This window comes from Streptomyces violens, assembly GCF_000717745.1.
GTDB classification, from domain to species: Bacteria; Actinomycetota; Actinomycetes; order Streptomycetales; family Streptomycetaceae; genus Streptomyces; species Streptomyces violens.
The window spans coordinates 82161-100441 of the sequence record NZ_JOBH01000001.1 but is presented as its reverse complement, the minus strand read 5'-3'; the positions used below and the strand labels follow the sequence as shown (position 1 = coordinate 100441).

The following is an 18281-nucleotide window of genomic DNA, read 5'->3' as shown; positions in this document are numbered from 1 at the left end:
CCCGCACTCGGGGAGTTGTATGCGTCATTTCGGACACCTGCCGCCGGGCCTCCGCGCGACGCTGTTCCACCAAGAGCCCACGGAGTTCACCGCCGACTCCCCGCAGCGGCTGCTCGCCGTCGCGCTCGGCGCCACCCTCTACAGCCCCGCGACCAGGCCACAGCTCGCCGCCGACGTGCTCAAGCAGGCCGCGCGCGGCGTCGTGTCGATGGTGCTGTGCCTGGAGGACTCCATCGGCGACGGCGACGTGGCGGCCGGCGAGGAGAATCTCGTACGGCAGTTCACCGAGCTGGCCGAAATGACAGCCAAGAACACCAAAGAAGCTGAAAGTCCGCTTCCCCTTCTCTTCGTCCGCGTCCGCACCCCCGACCAGATACCGGACCTGGTCCGGCGGCTCGGCCCGGCCGTCCGGCTGCTCTCCGGATTCGTGCTGCCGAAGTTCACCGCGCTGCGCGGCGTGCCGTTCCTGGAGGCCCTCGCCACCGCCGAAGCGGCCTGCGGTCGGCGGCTGTTCGCGATGCCGGTGCTGGAGTCCCCCGAGCTGCTCCACCTGGAGAGCCGTACGGAGACCCTGCAGGGCATCGCCCGCACCGTCGACGCCTACCGCGACCGCGTCCTCGCGCTGCGCCTCGGCGTCACGGACTTCTGCTCGGCGTACGGCCTGCGCCGCGCGCCGGACATGACCGCGTACGACGTACGGATCGTCGCGTCCGTGATCGCCGATGTCGTCAACGTCCTGGGGCGTGCGGACGGCAGCGGCTTCACGGTCACCGGGCCGGTCTGGGAGTACTTCCGGCTGCACGAGCGGATGTTCAAGCCGCAGCTGCGGCAGAGCCCCTTCCGGGGCCGCGCCGAGGAGCTGCGCACGTCCCTCATCGAGCACGCCATGGACGGCCTGCTGCGCGAGATCGAGCTGGACCGGGCGAACGGCCTGCAGGGCAAGACCTGCATCCACCCCTCGCACGTCCCTCCGGTGCACGCCCTGTCGGTCGTCAGCCACGAGGAGTTCAGCGACGCGGCCGACATCCTGCGCCCCGAGCGCGACGGCGGCGGCGTCCTGCGCTCCGCCTACACGAACAAGATGAACGAGGTGAAGCCGCACCGCGCCTGGGCGGAGCGCACGCTGCTGCGCGCCGAGGTCTTCGGCGTGGCGCGCGAGGGCGTCAGCTTCGTGGAACTGCTGGCGGCGAGCGTGCCGCATGCCTGAGAGCACGCCTGAGAACACGCCTGAGAAGAGGAACAGCACAGTGGTGTGGACCGGCACATGGGTCGCGGAGCGGCTAGGGGTCGAACTGAACGGCGCGGACGGGCTGTCCGAGCTGCTGGGGCTCGCGCTGCGGCGCAACCCCAAGCGGGCCCATCTGCTCGTGTCGCAGGTGCTCGGCAAGCACGTGCCGCAGCGGCCCGCCGTGGTGTACGAAGCGGGGCACGGCCTCGGCCGCCGGGTCCGCGCGCTGCTGGGCGACGAGGCCGCCGCGCGGGCCGTGGTCCTCGGGTACGCCGAGACCGCCACCGGACTCGGGCACAGCGTCGCCGACGGCCTGGCGCTCGCGACGTACATCCACTCCACCCGGCGCCCCGTGCCCGGTGTCGAGCAGGCCGGCGGCTTCGAGGAGGAGCACAGCCACGCCACCTCGCATCTGCTGCTCCCCGAGGACCGCGCCCTGCTCACCGGGGACGGCCCGCTGGTCCTGGTCGACGACGAGTTCTCCACCGGGCGCACGGTCCTCAACACCATCGCGGCCCTGCACGCCCGTTACCCCCGCCCGCGGTACGTGATCGTGGCCCTGACCGACATGCGCTCCGCGGCGGACCGCGCCCACCTGGAGAAGTTCGCCGCCGAGCTGGGGGCGCGCGTCGACCTGGTCGCGCTGGCCGCCGGCACGGCCGCGCTCCCGGCGGACGTACTGGAGCGCGGCCAGGCGCTGGTGGCGGAGTACGGCACGGAGCCCGCTCCCACTGTCCCCGCCGCCCGGTCCGGGGCTGCCCGGGTCGCCCTGGAGTGGCCCGCAGATCTCCCGGACGGCGGACGGCACGGCTTCACCCCGGAGCACCGCGCCCGGCTGGAGGCCGCACTGCCCGGCATGGCGGCCCGGATCGCCGCCGCGCTGGGCGAGCGCGGGCTCCGCGAGGAGGCCCGCGTTCTCGTCCTCGGCAACGAAGAGCTGATGTACGCGCCGCTGCGGCTGGCCTGCGCGCTGGACGAGGCGCTGCCCGCCGAGGTCCGCTTCTCCACCACGACGCGCTCCCCGGTGCTCGCCGTGGACGACCCCGGGTACGCGATCCGTACGAAGCTCGCCTTCCCGGCGCACGACCGCCCGGCGGACGGCCCGGGCGAGCGGTACGCGTACAACGTCGCGCCCGGCACGGACCCCGGCCGCCGCTTCGACGCGGTCGTCGCGCTGGTCGACTCGGCCGGCGACACCCCCGAACTGCACGCGCCGGGCGGCCTGCTGGCCTCCCTCGCCGCGCACACGGACCAGGTCCTGCTCGGCGTCGTCCCCGCGTACAGACCGGGCGCCGGACCGCTGCGCGGTCCCGCCTTCTCCTCGTACGCCCCCGAGGACGTCGGCTGGCTGCTCCAGGACCTCTCCGACGTCACCCTCGAAGCCCCCACCGAGGAGCGCGAGGAGGCGATCCAGCGCGGCGGCGCGCACTACGCCGAGTCGCTGCCGGTGGAGTACCAGCCCAGCGCGGAGTACCAAGCGCTCTTCCGCGCCGCGCTGGAGACCTCGGCGGCCCGCATCGCGCGGGCCGTCGGCGCCGTCACCGAAACGGTGCTCGCCGAGCGGTCACCCCGCCCGGTCCTGGTCTCCCTCGCCCGCGCCGGCACCCCCGTCGGCGTCCTGATGCGCCGCTGGGCACAGCACGCACACGGCCTCGACCTGCCGCATTACGCCATATCGATCGTCCGCGGCCGCGGCATCGACACCACCGCGCTGCGCTGGCTCGCCGCCCACCACGACCCGGCCGACGTGGTCTTCGTCGACGGCTGGACCGGCAAGGGCGCGATCACCCGCGAACTGGCGCAGGCGCTCCGGGACTTCCCCGGCGCGGCCTTCGACCCGCGGATCGCGGTGCTCGCCGACCCCGGCGGCTGCGTGGACACCTACGGCACCCGCGACGACTTCCTCATCCCCTCCGCCTGCCTGAACTCCACGGTCTCCGGCCTGATATCCCGTACGGTGCTCCGCGCCGACCTGGTGGGCCCGGACGACTTCCACGGCGCGAAGTTCTACCGCGAGCTGGCGGACACGGACGTCTCGCGGCACTTCCTCGACACGATTGCGGCCCGCTTCGACGAGGTCGCGGCGGACGCCCGCGCCGACGCCGCGGCGCTGCTCGCCGCCGACCGCGCGCCCACCTGGGAGGGCTGGGCAGCGGTGGAGCGGATCAGCGAGGAGTACGGCATCCACGACGTCAACCTCGTGAAGCCGGGCGTCGGCGAGACCACCCGCGTCCTGCTGCGCCGCGTGCCCTGGAAGATCCTCGCGCGCAAGGGCGCGGGCGCGGACCTGGAACACATACGGCTGCTGGCCGAGCAGCGCGGCGTCCCGGTGGAGGAGACCGACGGCCTGCCGTACAGCTGCGTCGGACTGATCCACCCGCGCTACACCCGCGGCGCGACCGGCGCCGACGGCAGGGCGGTGGCCGCGCAGTGAACACCCTGATAGCCAGTGATCTCGACCGTACGCTGATCTACTCCGCGGCCGCGCTCGCGCTGACCATGCCCGATGCGCGGGCGCCGCGCCTGCTGTGTGTCGAGGTGTACGGGCAGAAGCCGCTGTCGTACATGACCGAGACCGCGGCCGGGCTGCTGGAGGACCTGGCGCGGTCCGGGACCTTCGTACCGGCCACCACCCGCACCCGCGAGCAGTACGGGCGCATCCATCTGCCGGGCCCTGCCCCCGAGTTCGCGGTGTGTGCCAACGGTGGGCATCTGCTCGTCGACGGCGAGTCGGACCGCGACTGGCAGCGGACGGTCGCCGCCCGGCTGGCCGCCGAATGCGCATCGCTGACGGAGGTACGCGCTCATCTGCTGGCCGCCGCCGACCCGTCCTGGCTGCTGAAGGAGCGTATCGCCGAGGATCTGTTCGCGTATCTCGTCGTCGACCGGGAGCGCCTGCCCGAGACCTGGGTGAAGGATCTCGCGGACTGGGCGGACGGCCGCGGCTGGGCGGTGTCCCTCCAGGGTCGCAAGATCTACGCCGTACCGAAGCCGCTGACCAAGAGCGCGGCGGTCCGGGAAATCGCCCGCCGTACGAGTGCCGAAACGATCCTGGCGGCCGGCGACTCGCTCCTGGACGCCGATCTGCTGCTGGCCGCCGACCACGGCTGGCGTCCGGGCCACGGCGAGCTGGCGGACGCGGGGTGGGCGGCCCCGCACGTCACGGCGCTGGAGGAGCGCGGCGTGGCGGCGGGGGAGGAGATCGTACGGGCGTTCCTGGCGGGCCTGGGCGGCTGAGCGCGCCGCGGCGGCGTCAGCCGCAGCAGCCGCCCCCGCAGCAGCCGCCGCCGCCCCCGCTCGGGGCCGGTGCCGCGGCCGTACCGCCGACCGCCACGGCCGACAGCAGCTTCACCGTGTCGGCGTGGCCCTCGGGGCAGGGCGCGGGCGCGGCGGACTCGGCCATCGGGCGGCTGACCTCGAAGGTCGTCTCGCAGGAACGGCAGCGGTACTCGTATCGGGGCATGGCCAAAGAATACGGCGAGCGGCCGGGGCCCCGCCCGGACACCGGCCTCAGCGCACGACCGTGCCCGGCGCCGCGCCCAGCATGCCCAGCTCGGCGCGGGTCGGGGCGCCCTCCCAGTCACCGGGCGAGGCGACCGCGAACGCGCCCGTGGTGACCGCGCGCTCCAGCCGCCCGGCCACCGGCTCGCCGTCCAGCAGGGCCGAGAGGTAACCGGCCACGAAGGCGTCGCCCGCGCCGACCGCGTCCACGGCACGTACGGCCTTCGCGGGCGCGTGCAGCGGCCCGTCGGCCGTGTACGCCGTGGCCCCCGCGGCGCCGAGCTTCACCACCACCTCGCTGACGCCCGCCTTCAGGAGCAGCTCGGCCTGCGAGGCCGTCGCGGAAGGGCTGTCCGGCAGGCACAGCGGCAGCTCGTCCTCCGAAGCGATCAGTACGTCCACGGACGGCACCCAGGCGCTCAGCACCTCGGCCGCCGCCTCCGCGCTCCACAGCCGGGACCGGAAGTTCACGTCGAGGCAGACAGTGCTGCCGTGCGCGCGGGCCAGCCGCAGGGCGCGTTCGGCCGCTCCACGCGCGTCGGGGCCCAGTGCGGGGGTGATGCCGGTGAGGTGCAGTACGCGCGGCGGTGCGGCCGCGAACGCCCGCTCCACAGCGTCCGCGCGCAGCCGAGAACCGGCCGAGCCCGCCCGGTAGTAGTGCACCCGCGTCACCTCGGGCAGCCGCGGCTCGAACATGAGCAGCCCCGTCGGCGCGCCGCCGTCGTCCGTCGACGCGCCCGAGACGTCCACGCCCTCGGCCCGCAGCGTCCGCAGCACGAGCTGTCCGGCCTCGTCGTCGCCGACCGCGCCCGCCCAGCGCACCGGGTGCCCGAGCCGGGCCAGGCCGATGGCGACGTTGCTCTCGGCGCCCGCGACGGACACCTGCATCGTGCCGCCCAGCTTCAGCGGCCCGCTGCCGCGCAGCGCGACCATGGTCTCGCCGAGGGTGAGTATCTCCGCCCCGGCCGCGTCCGTACCGCTCACGCCAGCCCCTCCGCGCCCTCGGCGCAGACCTCCAGGAAGTCGGCGGTCCGCCGGCGCAGCGCGCTCAGGTCGCCGCCGTCCGCCGCGTCCCCGATGAGCGGCGAGCCGACGCCCACCGCCACCGCGCCCGCGGCCAGGTACGCGCGGGCCGCCGCCGCGTCCACGCCGCCCACCGGCACGAACGGCAGCTCCGGGAAGGGCGCCCGCAGTGCCTTGAGATACGCGGGGCCGCCGAACGACGCCGGGAAGAGCTTCAGCGCCGTCGCGCCCGCCGCCTGGGCCGCGATCACCTCGGTCGGCGTCAGCACCCCGGCCGCCACCGGCAGCCCGCGGCGCACGCACTCGTCCACGCCGGCGCCCAGCCCCGGCGTGACCGCCAGGTTCGCGCCGGCCTCGGCGGCCCGCTCGACGTCCTCCGCGGTGGTGACCGTGCCCGCGCCCAGCCACGCGTCCGGCCCCAGCTCCTGCCGGGCCCGCCGGATGACGCCGAGCGCGTCCGTACCGCTGAGCGAGACCTCGACGAGCCGCACGCCCTCCTCGGCGAGGGTCATGACCGTACGGAAGGACGCCTCGGGGTCCTTGCCGCGGATGATGGCGACGAGCCGTCCGGCCCGGAGCGCTGCGCTGAAGTCCATGGTTCTCCCGGTGGGTGCGGCGTGAGCGGTCCTTGCCGCCCATTCTGAATCACCCGGGCCCCCGGTTTCCCTTCCGCGCGCGTCCCAGCTTCCGCCGGAGTCCGACTTCGCGGCTGTACCGCTGTGCCGTGCCGCTGCGGTGCTCCCCGCTCAGCGCCTCCCGCTCCCGCGCCTCGCGCTCCGTCCTGCGCAGCAGCGCGGCCTGCTGCGGGTTCAGCCGGGAGGAGCGGGGCACCGCATCCGGATGCCGGGCGAGCCAGTACGGGTTGTTGTGCGGCAGGCCGCCGCTGACCCGGCCGTACATGCCGAAGACCAGCAGCATCAGCCCGACCACAAAGCTGAACAGGACGTTCTGGAGGCGGAAGGCGAGGTAATTGAAGCCGGTCTCCAGGACCGCCAGATTGACGAAGCCGCTCAGCAGGAAGGCGAGGCCGAGCACGGTGTTGAGGGTGGAGGCGAAGTTCCCGCCGATCACCATCCCCACGAAGAGCAGCAGGCCGATGAGGATGGACAGCACGCTCAGCGCGCCGTTGGTGTTCAGGCCCGCGACCGTGTCGCCGCCGGTGTCGAAGAAGCCGATCCGGTCGATCAGGCCGAGGATGCCGAAGGCGAGGAGCACCAGTCCCATCAGCCCGGCGCCGACCCGGTAGACCGTGCTCAGCCGGTGGTCGACGGGCAGATGCTCGTCGAGCTTGGTGTGCCGCCGGGGAGCGTGCCGCCGCGGGGTGTGGGAGGGCCCGTGAAGGGCGTGGCCAGCAGTCATGTCCGGCCTCCTTTGCACAGAGTGACCGCCAGGGGCCGTACCGCCGTACCTCCCTCCAGCTTCCGCCCCCGCGCCGGACAACGCCATCCCACGAGGGCGGTCAGCTCCCGCCGCCCCGCTCCTCGCGGATCGCCTGGACGACCCGCGCCGCGGTCTCCCGTACCGCGTCCGTCTCGGTCAGGAAGTGCCACCAGTCCGGGTGCCGGCTGCCCTCCAGCCCGGCCTCGGCCCGCTCCAGCCGGGCCACCGCCTCGTCCAGCGGACGCGCGTGCCGCGGATCGGGCGTACTGCGTCCGGCCATCGCCAGCCGCTGCGCGTCCCGGATCGCGAACCGTGTCCGCTCGACCTCCTTCTGCCGGTCGAAGGACACCTCGTCCAGCCGCCGCAGCCGGTCCCCGGCCGCCGACACCGCCTCGTCCGTCGTGTTCAGCAGCGCCCGTACGGTCGCCAGCAGACTCGTCGCGTCCGCCCACCGCTGCTCGTCCCTGGCGGCCTGCGCCTCCCGCAGCTTCACTTCCGCCTGCCGTACGGCATCCGCCGCCTGCTGCGGCACCACCTGGAGGTCCTGCCAGCACGCCGCGCTGTACCGCCGCCGCAGCTCGCTCAGTACCGGATCGACGTTCCCCGCGCGCGTCGTGATCGCCTGCGCCCGGGTCCGCAGCGACACCAGCCGTTTGCCGATGTCGGCGGCCTTCTCCGGCAGCCGCTCCGCCTCCGTACGGATGGCCTCGGCCCGGCGCAGGACGTCATCGGCGCGCTGGATCGTCTCCTGCACGCCGTGCTGCCCCGCCCCCTGGTTCAGCTTGGTCAGCTCGGGCGAGAGCGCCGCCAGCCGGGCCGCGAGATCATCGGCCTTCAGCCCGTGCGCGCGCACCGCGTCCAGCGCCCGGGTCGCCGCCAGCAGCGCCTGCCGGGCCCGCTCCACCGCCGGCGCCAGCCGCGCGAGCTGCGTCTCCGCGGTCTGCAGCAGCGGCCCGAGGCCCTGCGCGAACCGCTCCAGCTCCTTGCCGACCGCCGTCAGCTCGTCCTTGGCCCGGATCAGATCGGCGCGCGCCCGGGAGGCACCGGCACCGTCGAGATCGTCCCGGTCCAGATCATGGGCGTCCACGGCCGCGATGTAGGTCCGGCTGACCTCGTCGATCCGCCGCCCCAGCTCCGCATACCCCTCGGCGGCCCGCCGCGCGCCCGGCGAATCGTCCACCGCCGTGATCGTCTCGATCGAGATCCGCAGGTCCCGCTGGGCGGTGTCCAGCTCGTAGAACGCGGCCGCCGCGGCATCCTTCGCCGCCTGCGCCTCCGCCCGCTGACTCTCCCCGCGCCCGAACCACCGTCTGGTACCGCCACCGGCGAACGCCATCATCCCCCCACCGACTGCCGTCGCGGCCGGCGCGGGCACCGACGACGTGCTCGCTGCCCGTACAGCCGCGTGTGTGTCGCCGTCACAGCCCTCTCCCGCTCGCGTCGCCCCAGGCCCGAAGCCATTCTCCCACCCAGTACGGACGAACACACCGGCCGGTAGGTTCAGTATCCGGACGCTTCCCCCTACGGGTTTGCGGACCATCCCCGCAGGCAAGGTAGTCTGTCGGTTCATCCGGGCGCATAGCTCAGCGGTAGAGCGCTGCTCTTACAAAGCAGATGTCACAGGTTCAAATCCTGTTGTGCCCACGTGTGCGAAGCCCCCCAGTCGGTTCGACTGGGGGGCTTCGGCGTTTCGGGGGCGGCGCTACGCTCGGGGAACCGGGGGAGCGGACCAGCTGGGTACCAGGGGGGTATCTGATGGCATCCCGTGAGCTGAACGGTGCGGTACTGGGCGGTCTTCGGGCCGGGTTCGCCGGGGAACTGATCACGCCCGGTGATCCCTCGTACGACGAGCACCGCAGTGTCTTCAACGCGATGATCGACCGGCGGCCCGCCGTCATCGCGTGCTGTGCGACCGCCGAGGACATCGGCCGGGCGGTCCGCTGGGCGCGCGAGGAGGGGCTGGAGATCGCGGTGCGCGGCGGCGGGCACAGCGTCGCCGGGACGGCGGTGAACGACGGCGGTCTCGTCGTCGACCTGCGGCGGATGAACGGGGCGACGGTCGATCCGGAGAGCCGTACGGCACGCGTCGGCGGCGGCGCGACCATGGGCGATCTCGACCGGGCGGCCGGCGCGCACGGGCTGGCGACGACCGGCGGGCGGGTCTCGACCACCGGCGTGGGCGGCTTCACGCTGGGCGGCGGATCCGGCTGGCTGGAACGGAAGTACGGCCTGACCTGCGAGAACCTGCTGGAGGTCGAGCTGGTCACGGCGGCCGGGGAGGCGGTGCGGGCGAGCGGTACCGAGAATCCGGAGCTGTTCTGGGCGCTGCACGGGGGCGGCGGCAACTTCGGGGTGGTGACGTCCTTCACGTTCCGGCTGCACGAACTGCCCGCGTTCAGCTTCGGATTGCTGGTGTGGCGTCCGGAGGCCGGCCCCGAGGTACTGCGCGCGTACCGCGACTTCATGGCGGCGGCGCCCGACGAGGTAGGCGGCGGGCTGCTCTACCTCACCGGCCCGCCCGAGGAGTTCGTGCCCGCGCAGCTGCGGGGCCGGATGGCGTGCGTATGCCTGATCACGTACGCGGGGCCGGTGGCGCAGGCGCGCGAGGCGATGGCGCCGATGCTGCGCCTCGGGCACGAGGGCGAGCAGATCGCGGACATCCCGTACGCGGACTTCCAGTGCATGCTCGACGACCCGCCCGGCTACCGGAACTACTGGTCGGCGGAGTACTTGGCGGAGCTGCCCGACCGGGCCGTCGAGGTCTTCTGCGGACGCGCCGGTGACATGGTCGTGCCCTCGCCGTCCCAGCATCTGCTGCTGCCGCAGGGCGGCGCGCTCGCGCGGGGCGCGGCGGACTATCCGGTGCCGTGGCGGGCGGCGTCGTGGGCGGTGCATCCGCTCGGCCTCTGGGAGGACCCGGCCGACGACGTGCGCGCCCGGCAGTGGGCGCGTGACCTGCGCGCCGACATGCGGCCGTGGTCGATCGGCGCCGTGAACCTCAATTTCATCGGGGACGAGGGCGGCGAACGGGTCGTCGCGGGGGTGGGCGCGGACAACCACGCGCGGCTCGCGGCGGTGAAGGCCGCGTACGACCCGGACAACGTCTTCCGTGCCAACCACAACATCAGGCCGGAGCGGGCGGCGTAGCCGTCGGGACACGGCGACCCTCGGGTGTCCTTTCTGTCGGTTATGCAGGCGTGGTGACTTCCTGCGCCGGAACTGCGAGGGAAGAGGCGCATGTGACGGGGGGAGGGAGCAGCATGCGCGTGAGGTGGCCGAGGGGCGAAGTGGCCGGAATTGGCGGGTTCCGCGTCGATCGTGAGTTCTATGGTGAAGCGGAGTGGCCCCGGACCCCGGTCGCGCCTGTTCAGCGCGCCCTTTCAGTGGCGGAGTGCCGGTGGGATTCCCCGGCAGCAGGCCCCCGAGTCCACTTCCGAAGGAGAGCAGGGTCCGGCCATGGAGCAGAGTACGGCCGCCTCCCGTATGTCCCCGGCCGCCGGCCGAGCCCCCGCGTTCCGCTGGGCGCTCAGCGCACGACGACGACCCGGTAGCGACAAGGAGGCCACCGTGCTGGCTTGCGCGGTGCTGGACGCGCTCGGTGTGCCGGGGGAGGGGAGCGCTTCGCTGGTCTCGGACCTGGCCCGGGCGACGGCGTACGTACTGACCCACGGCAGCGCGGACGCGTACCGCCTCACGATCGAGATCGACGACGGGCAGTGCGCGGTACGGGTCGACGACCGGGAGGCGGACGAGGAGTCCGGGGGCGCGGGCGCCGCGCAGCAGCAGGGCGCCGGGGACGCGGGCGCGGGGCGGCTGTGCGTGCACCACCGTACGGACGGCTCGCTCGCGGTGTTCTTCCGCCGGCCGTTCCCGGTGATCGCCGAGCTGGCGCCGAACGGACCGGAGGGGTCGGGCGGTCCGGAGGGGCCGGGCCGTGCGGAGCGGGAGGGCTCGGCGGATGTCGTTCCGCTGCCGGTTGCTCCGCTCGCGTCCGGGGCCTGCGGCAGGCCCGAGGCCGTCGCCACGGACATGGCCGCCGAGGGTTGACCGTTCATCGTTCTGCTTTATGCTTTGCGATGGCCGGGGGTTCTCTGCATAAATGCAGAGTTCTGCTCCTTCTCGCGGTGTTTTACGGCGCCATTCGGTCACTTTTGAGCCTGGCTGCCGTCAAGCGATATGGATAAAATTCACCCGTCAGTGGCGTTCTGTCATGCCTGATCGATTCTGCGTTGCAGGGCGCGGTTACGGTGCCTGTGCATCCCAGACCCTGGTGCGTACCGGCCCGTCGCCGTGTTCGTGATACGGCCTGAAGTACAACTGGGGGTGACGTGGGGGGAAGCGACGCCGATGTGCAGGTGACCGTTCGCCGTGGTGGCGACATGGTCGTTCTTGCACTTCATGGCGAACTCGACCTGGCCATGGCGCTGCGCATCGAAGCCGACGTTCTGCTGGCGCTCCATGCGCTGTACGCGCTGCGGCGGTCGGCGATATTTCCCGCTCCTCGGGCCCGGGTGGCGCCGAGGCCGCCGAGGGTGATTCCGCGGATACTGCCGCGCGTGAAGACCCTTCCGGAGGTCCGTCCCGAAGTCCGGACCGAAGCCCACCCGGAAGTCCAGTCGGAAGTCCGGACCGAAGGCCATCCGGACGTTCATCCCGAACTCCGACCCGAACTCCGTCCCGAATCGCCCGCGGAAATAATTCCGTTGACGAGCGGCCTTCCGGTTTCCCTTCCCGGATTTCATCCCGAAGTGCGGTTCGGCGGGGTGCCCGGCGTGTTCGCGGGCTGCCGCGAGGCCGACGGGAGGAACGCCGGGCCCGGCGAGAAGGCCATAGTGGTCGATCTGCGGCACGTCACGTTCATGGACTGCAGCGGCCTGGACCTGCTCTGCCGGCTGCGGGACCAGGTGACGGCCCGGGGCGGCCGGCTGGCGTTGATGAATCTCCGGCCCATCGTGCTCCGCCTGCTCAAACTGGCCGCCCTGCGCGAGCCCTTCGAGCTGGTCGAGCAGGTGGACGACGACGTGTTTCCCGGCATCTGACGCCGCCCGGCGCCGGGCGGCACGCGACCCCGGCTCCCCGCGGGAGCAGTGACTGCCCGCGGGGCGCCGGGCGCGCGCCGGTACGCGGCGCTCCGCCAGTACGGGGCGCCCGCTAGTACGCGCCGCTCCGCTAGTACGCGGCGCCTCGCAGGAATTCGGCCAGTTCGCGGTCGAACCGGGCGGCGTTCTCCAGGTTCACCATGTGGCCGGCGGCCGGGATACGGGCACGTCGGGCGCCCGGTACCTCGAGGGCGACCGCATGGGCGTTGGCCGAGATGTCGGTGCTGTCGAGGTCGCCGTCCATGACGAGGGTCGGCACCCTGATCTCCGCCAGCCGGCCCGCCGCGCCGACCTCCAGTGCCGTGCCGCGCCCCATCCCCTCGGCGTGCGCCCGCACGGTGGCCTTGGCCGTCGCGCGTATCCGCTCGCGCAAATCGGGGTCGACCGACGCCGGTTCGCGGTGCGGGCCGTCCACCCACATCCGCAGGAAGTGCTCGATGAAGAGCGTCACGCCGCCCGGAGCGCTCACCGCCGCCACCTGCTCCCTGATGTGCTGCAGCAGGAACGGGTCGGAGAACGCGCGGCCGCTGATGCCGGGCGCGGCCAGTGCCAGAGCGGCGACGGCGTCCGGGTACGCCAGTGCGCTGTCCAGCGCGACGCGCGCGCCGTGCGAATGCCCGACCAACGTCGCGCGGGCGATGCCGAGATGGGCGAGCAGCGCCCGGAGGTCCTCGTGGTGGGCGTAGTCCCCGTCGACGACGGAGGAGCGGCCGTGGCCCCGCGCGTCGTACCGGACGACCCGGTACCCGGACCGCGCGAGCCACCCGAACTGCTCGTCCCACATGGACAGATCGAGCATGCCCTCGTGCAGCAGCACCACCGCCGGGCCCGACCCCGCCGCCTCGTAGTACAGCTCGCCGCCCGCCACGGGGGCGGTGCCCGACTCGACGCCCGGCTCGGGGAACAACTCCGGCTCGATGCCTGCGGGCATCCTCATATCGCTGCTCATGGTGTCATGATCACACTTTTGCCGCGGATAAGGGAAGGGAGGGAGGGATCGGACAGAGTCGGTCACTTCGCCTGCCCGGCAGGCATGTGACCGAGACCTATACACTGCATGTATACACACGGTGTACTGTGCGCCCATGTCCGTAGATGCCGACTCTGCCCCCATAGACCGCTCTCCGGTCCAGTTGGTTCCCCGGCGCACCGTTCGCCGCGCCGGGCCGGCGGACCGGTGGACGGCGCCGCGCGCCGCGCTGGTCGCCGTGGTCCCCGCGCTGCTCGCGCTGGCGCTCGGCTGCTGGGGCATCACCCGCGGGCACAGCCTGTGGCGGGACGAGGCGGCGACCTGGCAGGCGGCCCGGCGTTCCCTGCCGGAGATCTGGCAGTTGGTGGGGCAGGTCGACCTCGTGCACGGCCTCTACTACGTGCTGATGCACGTCGTCTTCGCGCTCGGCGGGCCGAGCCTGATCGCGCTGCGGCTGCCGTCGGTACTGGCCATGGCGGCCGCCGCCGCGATGACGGCGGTCATCGGGCGCCGGCTGGCCGGGCCATGGGCCGGGCTGGCCGCGGGCCTCGTCCTCGCGCTGATCCCCAACATCCAGCACTACGCCCAGGAGGGCCGCTCCTACGCCCTGGTGACCGCGTGCGTCGCGGCCGCCACCTGGTTCCTGGTCCGCGGTGTCACCGCGCCCCGCAAGGGCCTTGGCCGGTGGGCCGGTTACGCGGCGGCCGTGCTGTGCGCCGCGCTGCTGAACTGGTTCTCGCTGCTGGTGCTGCCCGCCCACGCAGTGACGGTGCTGCTGGCCCGCCGCCGCGGTCTGCGCGGCGTCCTCGTGCGCTGGTCCGGTTCGGCGGCGGTCGCGGTGGCCGGGGCCCTGCCCCTCGTACTGGCCAGCCGCTCACAGGCCGAACAGGTGTCATGGATCAAGCCGGTCGCCTGGACCACGCTGCTCGGTATTGCCGCGCTTGTGCTCGCGGGCGCCGTCTGCGCCTGTGCCCGCTACGGCCGGAGCGGTGCGTACGAAGGCAGCGGCGCGTACGGGCGGAGCGCGCTGACCCCCGCTTCCGTCGCGCTCCCCCTCCTCGCCGTCCCGCAGGCCGGCCTGCTGCTGGCCTCCTTGGTGCAGCCGCTCTACATCGACCGCTATGTGCTCTTCACCAACATCGGTTTCGCGCTGGCGGCCGGCCCGGCCCTCGCGGCGGCCGTACACGCCGTCGCCATGCGCGTACGCATACCGGCGCGGGCACTGCTGGCCGGGGTGACGGCCCTCGGCTTTCTCGCGCTGCTGCCCGTCGAGACCGGGCTGCGGAGCCCGCAGAGCAGGGTGGACGACGTCCTCGGAGCTGCCGGGGTGGTCGCCGCGCAGGGCCACGACGGCGACGGGGTGCTCTTCCTGCCCGCGGCGCGGCGGGACACGGCGCTGGTGAGTCCGGCCGCCTTCAAGGGACTTGACGATCTCGCCCTGCGGCAGGGGCCGGTGGCGGGCGGAACGCTCAAGGGGACCGAGCAGCCGTCCGCACGAATACGCGCCGAGATGCTCGCGCACCGGCGGATCGTGCTGGTCACGGACGCCGCACCGGCCACGTCCCGGCCGGTACCCGCGCGCGAGGCCATGAAGAAGCGGGTACTGGCACGGCACTTCGCCCGCGTCGGCACCACCGAGACGCGCGGCCGCCGCGTCGACGTGTACGTACGGAAGCGTTCCTGAACTGGCTGTGTACGGAAGCCTCCGACCCCGTACGAAACGGCTCAGCCCGCCGCGACCCTCAGCCGCCACAGGGACGTGACCTCCGCCGCGCGGGCCGCGTGCAGCGGGTCGGTGGTGTCGCGGGCGCGCGGGTGCCGGGGCGCGATGTCCAACCGGTCGAGGACCGTCAGGCCGGCCGCTTCGAAGAGGGCGAGCAGGTCGGCACGGGTGCGCAGGCCGAGGTGCTCGGCGAGATCGGAGAGGATCAGCCAGCCCTCGCCGCCCGGCGTCAGGTGCTCCGGGAGCCCCGCGAGGAAGCCGCGCAGCATCCGGCTGTTGGGGTCGTAGACGGCGTACTCCACGGAGGAGGTCGGCTTGGCCGGTACCCAGGGCGGGTTGCAGACGACCAGCGGCGCGCGCCCGGAAGGAAAGAGGTCGGCCGCTACGATTTCCACCCGGTCGGCGACGCCCAGCCGTTCGGCGTTCTGCCGCGCGCACGCCAGCGCGCGCGGGTCCTGGTCGGTACCGATGACGCGCGGGACGCCGCGCCGGGCCAGTACCGCCGCCAGTACGCCGGTGCCCGTGCCGATGTCGAAGGCCAGCGCCGGCGGCTGCTCCGGCAGCGGCGCCTGCGCGACCAGGTCGACGTACTCGCCGCGCTGGGGCGAGAAGACGCCGTAGTCCGGGTGGACCCGCTCACCGCCGAGGGCCGGGATCTCGACGCCCTTGCGGTGCCATTCGTACGCGCCGACGAGCCCGAGGAGCTCGCGCAGGGAGACGACCGAGTCCGTACCGTCCGCCGCGCCGCCGTCCTCGGGCGCGGGACCGGCGGGACCGTACGCCAGCGCGCAGGCCGCGCGGACGTCGGGGGCGCGGTGCAGCGGGACGCCGTACTCGGAGTCGAGTGGCACCAGCAGCATGCCGAGGATGCGGGCGCGCTGGCTCTGCGCGGCGCGGTGCAGGTGGAAGGCGCGGGCCGGGTCGTCGGCGGGGGCCGGCTTGCGGGGGCGGCGGTCGATCCGCCGGGCCAGCGCGGCCAGCAGCTGGCGGGCGTTGTGGAAGTCGCCGCGCCAGAGCAGCGCGGTGCCCTCGCAGACCAGTTTGTACGCCGCGTCGGCCTTGGTCCGGTCGTCGGCGATCTCGACCCGCCGCGGCGGCGCCGCGCCGTTCTCCGAACGCCAGCGGGCGGAGCGCAGTACCCCGGACTCCTCCCAGGTGAGGACGGGGTGCGAGGAGTCGGTGGCGGTGGTGGAGGCGGTCGGCCGGTGTGCGTTCATGACGTCCCGGATCAGGCGGCACGGCCGGCTGAGGGCGCGTCCCGGAGGAGGGGCACGCCCCAGGAGCGGGGCGGTGCGAGGACGTTCGACTTTACCGGCTCCGGGACACCCGGCCTGTTGCTGATCGTGCCCGTGCCTGTCCGTAATACACGGCTATATCGCTTGTAATGCGTACTTCCGCATCCTTCCCGGGAGTGGTAACGATCGCAGTGCAGCGGCCGTGGCCGTGGCGGTCGCGGGAACGGCGGGCCGCGCGGCCGCCAAAAACGGCCGGCCGGGTGAACGCAGGGAGGCAGCCATGGACAGCAGGCCGGTCATCGTCGGAGCGGACGGGTCCCCGGACAGCGAGCGCGCGGTGCACTGGGCGGCGGAGGCGGCCCGGCTTCGCGCCGCGCCACTGCAGGTCGTGCACGTCTGGCCGTACGTCACCGCCGCCCGCGCCGCCGACGCCGAGGCGGGCACCGGCGACCCCGTACTGGAAGAGCTGCGGCAGCGGCTGGCCGGGGACGCCGGGCTGCCGGAGGTCGAGTTCCGCAGCCTCAACGGCCTCACCGACGCCATCCTCCCCGCGCTCGGCGACGAGGCGCAGCTGCTGGTGCTCGGCTCGCGCGGCCGGGGCGGCTTCGCCAGCCTGCTGCTCGGCTCCAACGGCATGGCTTGCGCCGCGCACGCCGCCTGCCCCGTCGTGGTCGTGCCGCGTCCGGATCGGGGTGGTGCGCAGACGGCGGCAGCGGACGGCGGTGCCGCCCGGCCCGGCGTCGGTCACCGGCAGGGACCGGCGCACGGCCGGGTCACCCTGGGCATCGACCCGACGGCGGAGGAGACGCGGGAGAGCAGCGCGATCGGCTTTGCCTTCCAGGAGGCGGCCCGGCGCGGAGCGGCCCTCCAGGTGATCGCCGCGTACATGTGGCCGATGGTCGTGCCGAACGCTTTTGACTATGTGGTCGCGTACGACACGACGCAGCGGGAGTACGAGCAGGCGCTGGTCAGCCAGGTGACGGAGGTCCTCGCCGGATACCGGGAGCGGTACCCGGAGGTCGCGGTGGAGGCCGCGCTGCGCCCCGCGGACGCGGCCGGGCAGCTGGTCGAGGCGTCCGAGCAGAGCGACCTGGTGGTGGTCGGGCGGCACCGCCGGAGGCTGCGGATCGGCCGCCGGCTGGGCTCGGTCGCGCACGCCGTGCTGCTGCACGCGCTCTGCCCGATCGCGGTGGTGCCGGAGGCGGCGCGGGAGGAGGACGACTAGGGCGCGTCTTCAGCTGTACGGAGTGGCGGTCGTCAGCCCGAGTGCGCGGGCCGGCGCTCCGGGCGGCGCATCACGTAGAGCGCGGCGGAGCCGGCGGCGACGAGGGCGAGGAACGAGACCGCGGTACTGAACCACGTGGCGCCCAGCAGATGGCCCCCGAAGTAGCCCAGGGCCACGCTGTACGCCGCCCAGGCCACGCCGGCCACCATCGACCAGGGCAGGAACTCGCGGACCGTACGGTGGGCGACGCCCGCGCCGAGGCTGACCACGGAGCGCCCGGCGGGCGCGAAGCGGGCCAGTACCACGATGGTCCCGCCGCCCCGGGTGAGCGCGGTGCCGAGACGTTCCTGCGCGGCGGTCAGGCGGCGCGAGCGGGCGATGGCGCGGTCGAAGCGGTCGCCGCCGCGCCAGGCCACCCGGTAGGCGGCCAGGTCACCCAGTACCGATGCGGTCGCGGCGCACAGGGCGAGCGCGAGCAGGTCCATCAGACCCGAGTCGCCGCGTACCGGCGAGACGCCCGCAGCGGCGGACCGGGTGCCGGCGGCCGTCGCGGCGGCGATCAGCAGCACGCCGCTCGGCAGGAAGGGCACGAAGACGTCGAGCAGTACGCACAGCCCGACGATCAGATAAATCCATGGGGGATCGGCCAGCGCCCCCAGACTTTCCAGCACCTCGTCACTCCAAGTCGTCCCCGGCCGCGACGTCGCATGGCAGCGGCAGGGGCGGCTTGTCGCTCGTACAGCTGTACAGCGTACGCCTGGGATGTCCGGAGATCGGAGCCCGGGGCCGCAGGTGTTGTCCGAATCACGCGTTTCCTGCCGGTGGGCTCGCCTGCTGGGCTACACCGTGGATCCGGCGCGCACCCGCGCGCCTCCGGTACGGGGAGTCACGAGGAGG

General features: G+C 73.5%; 16 protein-coding genes and 1 tRNA gene. 9 read left to right on the top strand and 8 right to left on the bottom strand.

Annotated features, from left to right (window positions below):
- Positions 1-19 precede the first annotated feature (19 nt).
- Genes IF04_RS0100455 through IF04_RS0100445 form a run of 3 tightly spaced genes read left to right on the top strand, consistent with a single transcriptional unit; the run spans position 20 to position 4465 of the window.
- Entirely contained in the window at positions 20-1207 is a 1188-nt protein-coding gene (locus tag IF04_RS0100455; protein WP_030249086.1) for an HpcH/HpaI aldolase/citrate lyase family protein, read from the top strand.
- Complete coding sequence (locus IF04_RS0100450; RefSeq protein ID WP_030249084.1) at positions 1200-3662, top strand: phosphoribosyltransferase; 2463 nt, start codon at positions 1200-1202, stop codon at positions 3660-3662. Before IF04_RS0100455 ends, IF04_RS0100450 begins: the two co-directional genes overlap by 8 nt.
- Positions 3659-4465 (top strand): HAD family hydrolase, encoded by an 807-nt coding sequence (locus IF04_RS0100445; protein ID WP_030249081.1) that lies wholly within the window; start codon positions 3659-3661, stop codon positions 4463-4465. Before IF04_RS0100450 ends, IF04_RS0100445 begins: the two co-directional genes overlap by 4 nt.
- Positions 4466-4481: 16 nt before the next feature.
- On the opposite strand, the gene IF04_RS0100440 is transcribed toward IF04_RS0100445, so the two are convergent.
- The 5 genes from IF04_RS0100440 to IF04_RS0100420 all read right to left on the bottom strand — a co-directional run bounded on the left by IF04_RS0100440 (position 4482) and on the right by IF04_RS0100420 (position 8471).
- Positions 4482-4691 (bottom strand): FmdB family zinc ribbon protein, encoded by a 210-nt coding sequence (locus IF04_RS0100440; RefSeq protein WP_030249078.1) that lies wholly within the window; start codon positions 4689-4691, stop codon positions 4482-4484.
- Positions 4692-4738: 47 nt separating this feature from the next.
- Positions 4739-5713, bottom strand: coding sequence for a sugar kinase (locus IF04_RS0100435; RefSeq protein ID WP_030249076.1), 975 nt, complete (start codon positions 5711-5713; stop codon positions 4739-4741).
- Positions 5710-6348: a bifunctional 4-hydroxy-2-oxoglutarate aldolase/2-dehydro-3-deoxy-phosphogluconate aldolase gene (locus IF04_RS0100430; protein ID WP_030249073.1), complete on the bottom strand. Its 639-nt coding sequence runs from the start codon at positions 6346-6348 to the stop codon at positions 5710-5712. The genes IF04_RS0100435 and IF04_RS0100430 overlap by 4 nt, the downstream gene beginning before the upstream one ends.
- Before the next feature lie 49 nt (positions 6349-6397).
- The gene (locus tag IF04_RS0100425) at positions 6398-7111 is read right to left on the bottom strand and encodes a DUF4383 domain-containing protein (RefSeq protein WP_078599679.1); all 714 of its coding nucleotides are present in this window, start codon (positions 7109-7111) and stop codon (positions 6398-6400) included.
- A gap of 100 nt (positions 7112-7211) precedes the next feature.
- A complete protein-coding gene (locus IF04_RS0100420; protein WP_051830526.1) occupies positions 7212-8471 on the bottom strand; it encodes a coiled-coil domain-containing protein in 1260 nt (419 codons plus the stop codon).
- Positions 8472-8704: 233 nt separating this feature from the next.
- On the opposite strand from IF04_RS0100420, the gene IF04_RS0100415 reads away from it, so the two are divergent.
- The 4 genes from IF04_RS0100415 to IF04_RS37025 all read left to right on the top strand — a co-directional run bounded on the left by IF04_RS0100415 (position 8705) and on the right by IF04_RS37025 (position 12171).
- Positions 8705-8776: transfer RNA gene (locus IF04_RS0100415), tRNA-Val, on the top strand.
- Positions 8777-8887: 111 nt separating this feature from the next.
- Positions 8888-10279 (top strand): FAD-binding oxidoreductase, encoded by a 1392-nt coding sequence (locus IF04_RS0100410; RefSeq protein WP_030249064.1) that lies wholly within the window; start codon positions 8888-8890, stop codon positions 10277-10279.
- A gap of 309 nt (positions 10280-10588) precedes the next feature.
- A complete protein-coding gene (locus IF04_RS0100405; protein WP_157847590.1) occupies positions 10589-11179 on the top strand; it encodes a hypothetical protein in 591 nt (196 codons plus the stop codon).
- A 281-nt stretch (positions 11180-11460) separates the two neighbouring features.
- Complete coding sequence (locus IF04_RS37025; RefSeq protein ID WP_245654226.1) at positions 11461-12171, top strand: STAS domain-containing protein; 711 nt, start codon at positions 11461-11463, stop codon at positions 12169-12171.
- Between the two features lie 130 nt (positions 12172-12301).
- Here the strand turns inward: IF04_RS37025 and IF04_RS0100395 are convergent, their stop codons facing one another.
- A complete protein-coding gene (locus IF04_RS0100395; RefSeq protein ID WP_245654225.1) occupies positions 12302-13180 on the bottom strand; it encodes an alpha/beta fold hydrolase in 879 nt (292 codons plus the stop codon).
- 136 nt (positions 13181-13316) lie between these two features.
- Between IF04_RS0100395 and IF04_RS0100390 the strand changes: the two genes are divergently transcribed.
- Positions 13317-14885: a glycosyltransferase family 39 protein gene (locus tag IF04_RS0100390; protein ID WP_078599674.1), complete on the top strand. Its 1569-nt coding sequence runs from the start codon at positions 13317-13319 to the stop codon at positions 14883-14885.
- 41 nt (positions 14886-14926) lie between these two features.
- On the opposite strand, the gene IF04_RS0100385 is transcribed toward IF04_RS0100390, so the two are convergent.
- Positions 14927-16141 carry a methyltransferase gene (locus IF04_RS0100385; protein ID WP_051830521.1) on the bottom strand — a complete coding sequence of 405 codons (1215 nt, stop codon included), beginning with the start codon at positions 16139-16141 and terminating at the stop codon, positions 14927-14929.
- A gap of 298 nt (positions 16142-16439) precedes the next feature.
- Between IF04_RS0100385 and IF04_RS0100380 the strand changes: the two genes are divergently transcribed.
- Positions 16440-17384 carry a universal stress protein gene (locus IF04_RS0100380; protein ID WP_030249049.1) on the top strand — a complete coding sequence of 315 codons (945 nt, stop codon included), beginning with the start codon at positions 16440-16442 and terminating at the stop codon, positions 17382-17384.
- A gap of 32 nt (positions 17385-17416) precedes the next feature.
- Here the strand turns inward: IF04_RS0100380 and IF04_RS0100375 are convergent, their stop codons facing one another.
- The gene (locus tag IF04_RS0100375; RefSeq protein WP_030249046.1) at positions 17417-18055 is read right to left on the bottom strand and encodes a DedA family protein; all 639 of its coding nucleotides are present in this window, start codon (positions 18053-18055) and stop codon (positions 17417-17419) included.
- Between the last annotated feature and the right edge of the window lie 226 nt (positions 18056-18281).

What these genes read in the sequence shown, in the direction of transcription:
- IF04_RS0100395 (WP_245654225.1), bottom strand. Translation starts at nt 13,180, where the DNA reads ATGAGCAGCGATATGAGGATGCCCGCAGGCATCGAGCCGGAGTTGTTC.
- IF04_RS0100410 (WP_030249064.1), top strand. Translation starts at nt 8,888, where the DNA reads ATGGCATCCCGTGAGCTGAACGGTGCGGTACTGGGCGGTCTTCGGGCC.
- IF04_RS0100450 (WP_030249084.1), top strand. Translation starts at nt 1,200, where the DNA reads ATGCCTGAGAGCACGCCTGAGAACACGCCTGAGAAGAGGAACAGCACA.
- IF04_RS0100440 (WP_030249078.1), bottom strand. Translation starts at nt 4,691, where the DNA reads ATGCCCCGATACGAGTACCGCTGCCGTTCCTGCGAGACGACCTTCGAG.
- IF04_RS0100420 (WP_051830526.1), bottom strand. Translation starts at nt 8,471, where the DNA reads ATGATGGCGTTCGCCGGTGGCGGTACCAGACGGTGGTTCGGGCGCGGG.
- IF04_RS0100380 (WP_030249049.1), top strand. Translation starts at nt 16,440, where the DNA reads ATGGACAGCAGGCCGGTCATCGTCGGAGCGGACGGGTCCCCGGACAGC.
- IF04_RS0100430 (WP_030249073.1), bottom strand. Translation starts at nt 6,348, where the DNA reads ATGGACTTCAGCGCAGCGCTCCGGGCCGGACGGCTCGTCGCCATCATC.
- IF04_RS0100390 (WP_078599674.1), top strand. Translation starts at nt 13,317, where the DNA reads ATGTCCGTAGATGCCGACTCTGCCCCCATAGACCGCTCTCCGGTCCAG.
- IF04_RS0100405 (WP_157847590.1), top strand. Translation starts at nt 10,589, where the DNA reads ATGGAGCAGAGTACGGCCGCCTCCCGTATGTCCCCGGCCGCCGGCCGA.
- IF04_RS0100455 (WP_030249086.1), top strand. Translation starts at nt 20, where the DNA reads ATGCGTCATTTCGGACACCTGCCGCCGGGCCTCCGCGCGACGCTGTTC.
- IF04_RS0100425 (WP_078599679.1), bottom strand. Translation starts at nt 7,111, where the DNA reads ATGACTGCTGGCCACGCCCTTCACGGGCCCTCCCACACCCCGCGGCGG.
- IF04_RS0100385 (WP_051830521.1), bottom strand. Translation starts at nt 16,141, where the DNA reads ATGAACGCACACCGGCCGACCGCCTCCACCACCGCCACCGACTCCTCG.